Below are 5,870 nucleotides of genomic sequence, written 5' to 3'. Positions count from 1 at the left end.
GCAGCGCCGAGCGCGCCGCGCGGCCCGGGCGACGGCCCGGACGCGGTTCCGACGCCGGCTGCCGACCGGGCCGATGGCATCGGGAGCGCGTCGGGATCTGCCGGCGGCAGGGCTTCGGTACCCGGACCGTTCGCTCCCGGCCGCAGGCCCGAGTCGTGGCCCATGGCGGCAGAGGGCAGCGGCGCGGATTCGGCCCGGGGCGCCGCCGAGAGCGTGGCCGGTCGGTTGGACCGCGTCGACCAGCCTGCCCCGCAGGGCGCCGCCGCCCCCGCACGCCGTGCCCTTCGGCGGGTTCGGGACATGGCCGGGCAGGTCAGGGGGCGGCTTGCGCTCGCGTTGCTGCTCGGGAGTCTGGCGCTCGGGTCGGCCGTCGGGCTCATGGGGGTGTCCGGGTGGCTCATCTCGCGCGCGTCCGAGCAGCCGCCCGTGCTGTATCTGATGGTGGCGGTCACCGCCACCCGCGCCTTCGGCATCGGGCGGGCCGTGTTCCGGTACGCCGAGCGGCTGGTGTCGCACGACGCCGTGCTGCGGATGCTCGCGGACCTGCGGGTCGCCGTCTACCGGCGGCTCGAACGGATCGCGCCCGCCGGGCTGCGCCGCACCCGGCGCGGTGATCTCCTCGCCCGCCTGGTCCAGGACGTCGACGCGCTGCAGGACTACTGGCTGCGCTGGCTGCTTCCGGTCGGCGCGGCGCTCGTCGTCGGTGTCGGGTCGGTCGCCTTCACGGGTTGGCTACTGCCCGAGGCCGGGGCCGTGCTTGCCGTGGGCCTGCTGCTCGCCGGGGTCGCCGTGCCGCTGGCCGGCGGCGCGCTCGCCCGGCGGGCCGAGCGGCAGCTCGCCCCCGCGCGCGGCACGCTCACCACCGCCGTCGTCGACCTGCTGCGCGGCTGCGCCGAACTCACCGTGGCCGGCGCGCTGAAGGGCCGCGTCCAGCGGGCCGCGGCGGCCGACCGCACGCTCACGGCCATCGCCTCCCGGCAGTCCGCCGCCACCGCGCTCGGCGCCGGGCTCTCCGCCCTGGTCTGCGGCCTCACGGTCGCCGGAGCCGCGCTCGTCGGCGTCCAGGCGGTGCGGGCCGGGCGGCTCGACGGTGTCGCGCTCGCCGTCGTCGTGCTCACCCCGCTCGCCGCGTTCGAGGCCGTCACCGGACTCCCGCTCGCCGTCCAGTACCGCCAGCGGGTGCGCCGCAGCGCCGAGCGGGTCCTCGACGTGCTCGACGCGCCCGTCCCCGTGGCGGAGCCGGTCGCGCCCGCCGCTCCCCCGGCGAGCCCGTTCCCGCTGGAGCTGGCCGGGCTCTCGGCGCGGTACGCCGGGCAGGAGCGGCCCGCGCTCGACGCCTTCGGGCTGCGCCTGGAGGCCGGGCGCCGGGTCGCGGTCGTCGGCGCGTCCGGCTCCGGCAAGACCACGCTCGCCCAGGTGCTGCTGCGCTTCCTGGACGCGGAGCCGGGCACGTACCGGCTCGGCGGCACGGACGCGACGGAGCTGGACGGCGACGACGTACGCCGCTTCGTCGGCCTCTGCGCGCAGGACGCCCACCTCTTCGACAGCACCCTGCGCGAGAACCTGCGCCTGGCCAGGACCGGCGCGGACGACGCCGCGCTGCGCGAGGCGCTGCGCCGGGCCCGGCTCCTCGACTGGGTGGACGGGCTGCCCGACGGGCTCGACACGCTCGTCGGCGAGCACGGCTCGCGGCTCTCCGGCGGTCAGCGGCAGCGCCTCGCGCTCGCCCGGGCGCTGCTCGCCGACTTCCCGGTCCTCGTCCTCGACGAGCCGGCCGAGCACCTGGACCTGGCCACCGCCGACGCGCTCACCGACGACCTGCTGCGGGCCACCGAGGGCCGTACCACCGTCCTGATCACGCACCGGCTGCACGGCCTCGACGCCGTCGACGAGGTCGTCGTCCTCGACCGCGGCCGGACCGTGCAGCGCGGGACGTACGCGGAGCTGGCGGCGGTCGACGGGCCGCTGCGGCGGATGCTGGAGCAGGAGCGGGCGAGCGACCTCCACCTGGTGCCCGCCCCGTGACCGCCTCGCAGCCCCCGGCCCGTAGCCGACTTTCCTCGCCAAATGGGACTTACTAGGCTCGGCCCCATGACCGCCGCCGTGCCGGACGCCCCGGACCCGCTCGAAGCCGCGACCCGGGCCACGCGCAGCCTGCACGGCCTGTCCACCGAGCTCACCGCCCGGGTGCCGCAGCTCCTGGAGGCGATGCGGTCGGTCGGCACCGGCCTCGAACTGCACTCCACGCTGGACCGGATCTGCGAGACCGCCGCCGAACTCGCCGACGCCCGCTACGCCGCCATCGGCGTAATCGACGACGAGGGCGAGGGCCTCTCCGACTTCGTCACGTACGGCGTCGGCGACGACGTCGCCCGCCGGATCGGGCGCCGCCCGGACGGGCACGCGGGTCTGCTCGGTGCGCTGATCCGGGAGCCGGGGACGATCCGGCTCGCCGACCTGGCGGCGGATCCGCGCGCGGCCGGCCTCCCGTCCGGGCATCCGCCGATGCGGACCTTCCTCGGCGTACCGATCCGGGTCCAGGGCGAGATCTTCGGCAACCTCTACCTCGCCGAGAAGAACGGCGGCGGGGAGTTCAACGACTACGACGTCCACATGGTCCGGGTGCTCGCCACCGAGGCCGGGATCGCCATCGGCAACGCGCGTCTGTACGAGGCCGCCCGGCAGCGCGAGCGCTGGATCGACGGCTCCGTCGCCGTCACGACCGCCCTGCTCTCCGGCGGCGACGCCGACGACGCGCTCACCGTCGTCGCCGAGCAGGCCCGCAGGCTGGCCGGCTCGGCCGCCGGCATCGTGCTCCTTCCGGCGGAGGACGGCGGTCTGGAGATCGTCGCCGTCTCCTCGCCCGGGCCGACCAGATGGCTCGGCGTGGTGATCGGGCCCGAGAGCGCCGTGGTGGAGCAGCTGATGGCGGGCGAGGCGGTGTTCCTCGCCGACGCCTCCACGGACCCGCGGATGCGGAACCGGATGTCCGAGCAGTACGGCCCCGCGATGCTGCTGCCGCTGCAGAGCGGCGGCCGGGTCCTCGGCGCGCTCGCCACCCCACGGGCCCGCGGGGCCCGGCAGTTCACGGAGGCCGAGCGGACCCTGGCCACCCAGTTCGCCTCACAGGCGGCGCTCGCGCTGATGATGGCCGAGGCGCAGCGGGACCGGGAGCGGCTCGCCGTCTTCGAGGACCGCGACCGGATCGCCCGGGACCTGCACGACCTGGTCATCCAGCGCCTGTTCGCCACCGGGATGATGCTGGAGAGCGCGCAGCGCAAGTCGGTCGTGCCGGCCGTGCGGGAGGGCGTCGGCAAGGCCGTGGACGAGCTGGACGTGACCATCCAGGAGATCCGTACGGCGATCTTCGCGCTCCAGCAGGGACCGGCCGAGGCGCCCTCGGGGCTGCGCACCCGCGTGCTGCGGGAGATCAACATGGCGGCGGTGCCGCTCGGCTTCAAGCCCGCGCACCGCTTCGTCGGAGCGATCGACACGACCGTCGGCGACCTCACCGGCAAGAACCTCGTCGCGGCGCTGCGCGAGGCGCTGTCGAACGCCTTCCGGCACGCCGGGGCCACCCGGATCGAGGTGGCCGTGGACGCCACCGTCACCCTGCCGGACGGCAACCGGGGCGTGCGGCTGTCGGTCGCCGACGACGGCGTCGGCATCCCGGAGGGTGGCCGCCGCAGCGGGCTGCGCAACCTGGCCCGGCGCGCCGAGTCGCTCGGCGGCGCGAGCCGGGTCGGCCCGGGCATCGGCGAGGACGGCGGCGGTACGACGGTGGTCTGGGAGGCCCCGCTCTAGCGCGTGCGCTGCGCTTCTGTCCGTGCGGCCGCTCTGGCGCGTGCCTGAGCTTCTGTCCGTGCGGGCCGTGCTCTGGCGCGTGCGCTCGCTTCTGTCGTGCGGCCGTCCTCTGGCGCGCGCCCCGCGCTTCCGCCCGTGCGGTCTCGGCCGAGCGCGCCCGTGCGGTCTCGCTCTAGCGCGCGCCCTGCGCCGCCGTCCGTGTGGCCTCGGCGACCAGGTGCTCGATGACGACGGCGACGCCGTCCTCGTTGTTGCCGACGGTCCGGCCGGAGGCGGCTGCGATCACGTCCGGGTGGGCGTTGCCCATGGCGTACGAGCGGCCTGCCCAACTGAGCATCTCGATGTCGTTGGGCATGTCGCCGAAGGCCGCGACCTGCTCGGGCGCGATGCCGCGCGCGGCGCAGCAGCGGGCGAGGGTGGACGCCTTGGAGACGCCGAGGCCGCTGATCTCGATGAGCGCGGTGGGGCTGGAGCGGGTGAAGGAGGCCAGGTCGCCGGCGGCCTCGCGGGCGGTGGCGAGGAAGACGTCCGGGTCGAGCTCGGGGTGCTGGGCGAGCAGCTTCAGGACCGGGGCGGCGGCGCCCGGCGCCTCCTCGAAGAGCAGCTTCTCGGCGGTGGCGACGGTGGCGCCGGGGTCGAGGAAGAACGGCGGGTACTCCGGCTCGTAGTGGATGCCGGTGGTGAGCTCGACGGCGAAGGTGGTGCCGGGGGCGGCCTCGCGCAGCGCCCGGACGACGTCCAGGGCGATCGGCCGCTCGAGCGGGCGGACCTCCAGGAACGTGCCGCCCGCGTGCAGGTCGACGACCGCGGCGCCGTTGGCGCAGATGGCCAGGCCGTGGCCGTGGACGTGCTCGCTGACGACGTCCATCCAGCGGGCCGGGCGACCGGTGACGAAGAAGACCTCGATGCCGGCCCGCTCGGCGGCGGCGAGGGCGGCGACCGTGCGCTCCGAGACGGACTTGTCGTCCCGCAGCAGGGTGCCGTCGAGGTCGGTGGCGATCAGACGGACGGTGTCAGGTGAGGTCACCTCGTCATTGTTCCGTACAACGTGCACGGGCGTGCGAGGGAGTGCACATTTGAGTGGCTGTATGTGGCTCCCCCGCCACGCTTTGTGTCAGGTCGGCTCAGCCGAGCTGGGCGACGGCCTCCGTGGCGATCTTCTCGAAGACGGCCTGGTCGGCGGCGAAGACGGAGTCGGGGATCGGCCAGTGGATCACCAGCTCGGTGAAGCCGAGCTCCTGGTGGCGCCCGGCGAAGTCGACGAAGGCGTCGAGCGAGCCGAGGACCGTGTTCTGCTCCGGGGTGAAGCCGGTGAGCAGGATCTTGTCCAGTTCGGCGGCGTCGCGGCCGATCTCGGCACACGCCTTGCCGAGCTTGTCGAGCTGCCCGGCGATGGCCGCGACCGACTGCTCGGGCGTCCCCGTCTCGTACAGCTTCGGGTCGCCGGTGGTCACCCACGCCTGCCCGTGGCGCGCGGCGAGCCTCAGCCCGCGCGGCCCGGTCGCGGCGATCGCGAACGGCAGCCGCGGCCGCTGGACGCAGCCGGGGATGTTGCGGGCCTCGTCGGCCGAGTAGAAGGTGCCGCGCGCGGTCACGGCGTCCTCGGTGAGCAGCCGGTCGAGCAGCGGCACGAACTCGGCGAAGCGGTCGGCTCGCTCGCGCGGCGTCCACGCCTCCTGGCCGAGCGCGGTGGCGTCGAAGCCGTTGCCGCCGGCGCCGATGCCGAGGGTGACGCGGCCGTCGGAGATGTCGTCGAGGGAGATCAGTTCCTTGGCGAGGGTGACCGGGTGCCGGAAGTTCGGCGAGGTCACCAGCGTCCCCAGGCGCATCCGCTCGGTCGCCGTCGCGGCGGCGGTGAGCGTGGGCAGCGCCCCGAACCAGGGGCGGTCGCGGAAGCTGCGCCAGGACAGGTGGTCGTAGGTGTACGCGGCGTGGAAACCGAGGTCCTCGGCCTGCCGCCAGGTCTTCTGTCCCTCGCTCCACCGGTGGATGGGGAGGATCACGGTGCTCAGACGCATGTCTTCGACCCTACGGCAGCCGTCAGCTGCCAGGGCCCCGCCGGCGCG

Annotated in this window: 4 protein-coding genes; 2 read left to right on the top strand and 2 right to left on the bottom strand. The window is 75.2% G+C overall.

Annotated elements, in window-relative coordinates; translation table 11 throughout:
* Window positions 1–2,025, top strand: a 2,025-nt coding sequence (cydC, locus tag ACWEJX_RS21640) for a thiol reductant ABC exporter subunit CydC (RefSeq protein ID WP_451609041.1), incomplete at its 5' end; no start/stop codon positions are given.
* Between the two features lie 66 nt (window positions 2,026–2,091).
* Window positions 2,092–3,804 (top strand): sensor histidine kinase, encoded by a 1,713-nt coding sequence (locus tag ACWEJX_RS21635; protein ID WP_451609040.1) that lies wholly within the window; start codon window positions 2,092–2,094, stop codon window positions 3,802–3,804.
* Window positions 3,805–3,976: 172 nt separating this feature from the next.
* Here ACWEJX_RS21635 and ACWEJX_RS21630 read toward each other — a convergent pair whose 3' ends face one another.
* Together ACWEJX_RS21630 and ACWEJX_RS21625 are read right to left on the bottom strand one after the other, a co-directional pair.
* Entirely contained in the window at window positions 3,977–4,831 is an 855-nt protein-coding gene (locus ACWEJX_RS21630; protein WP_451609039.1) for a Cof-type HAD-IIB family hydrolase, read from the bottom strand.
* Window positions 4,832–4,928: 97 nt separating this feature from the next.
* Window positions 4,929–5,822 (bottom strand): LLM class flavin-dependent oxidoreductase, encoded by an 894-nt coding sequence (locus ACWEJX_RS21625; protein ID WP_451609038.1) that lies wholly within the window; start codon window positions 5,820–5,822, stop codon window positions 4,929–4,931.
* Between the last annotated feature and the right edge of the window lie 48 nt (window positions 5,823–5,870).

The sequence above is a fragment of the Streptomyces sp. NPDC004788 genome (assembly GCF_053601115.1).
Note: the sequence above shows the minus strand (reverse complement) of the source record. Positions and strands in the feature narration are given on the sequence as shown.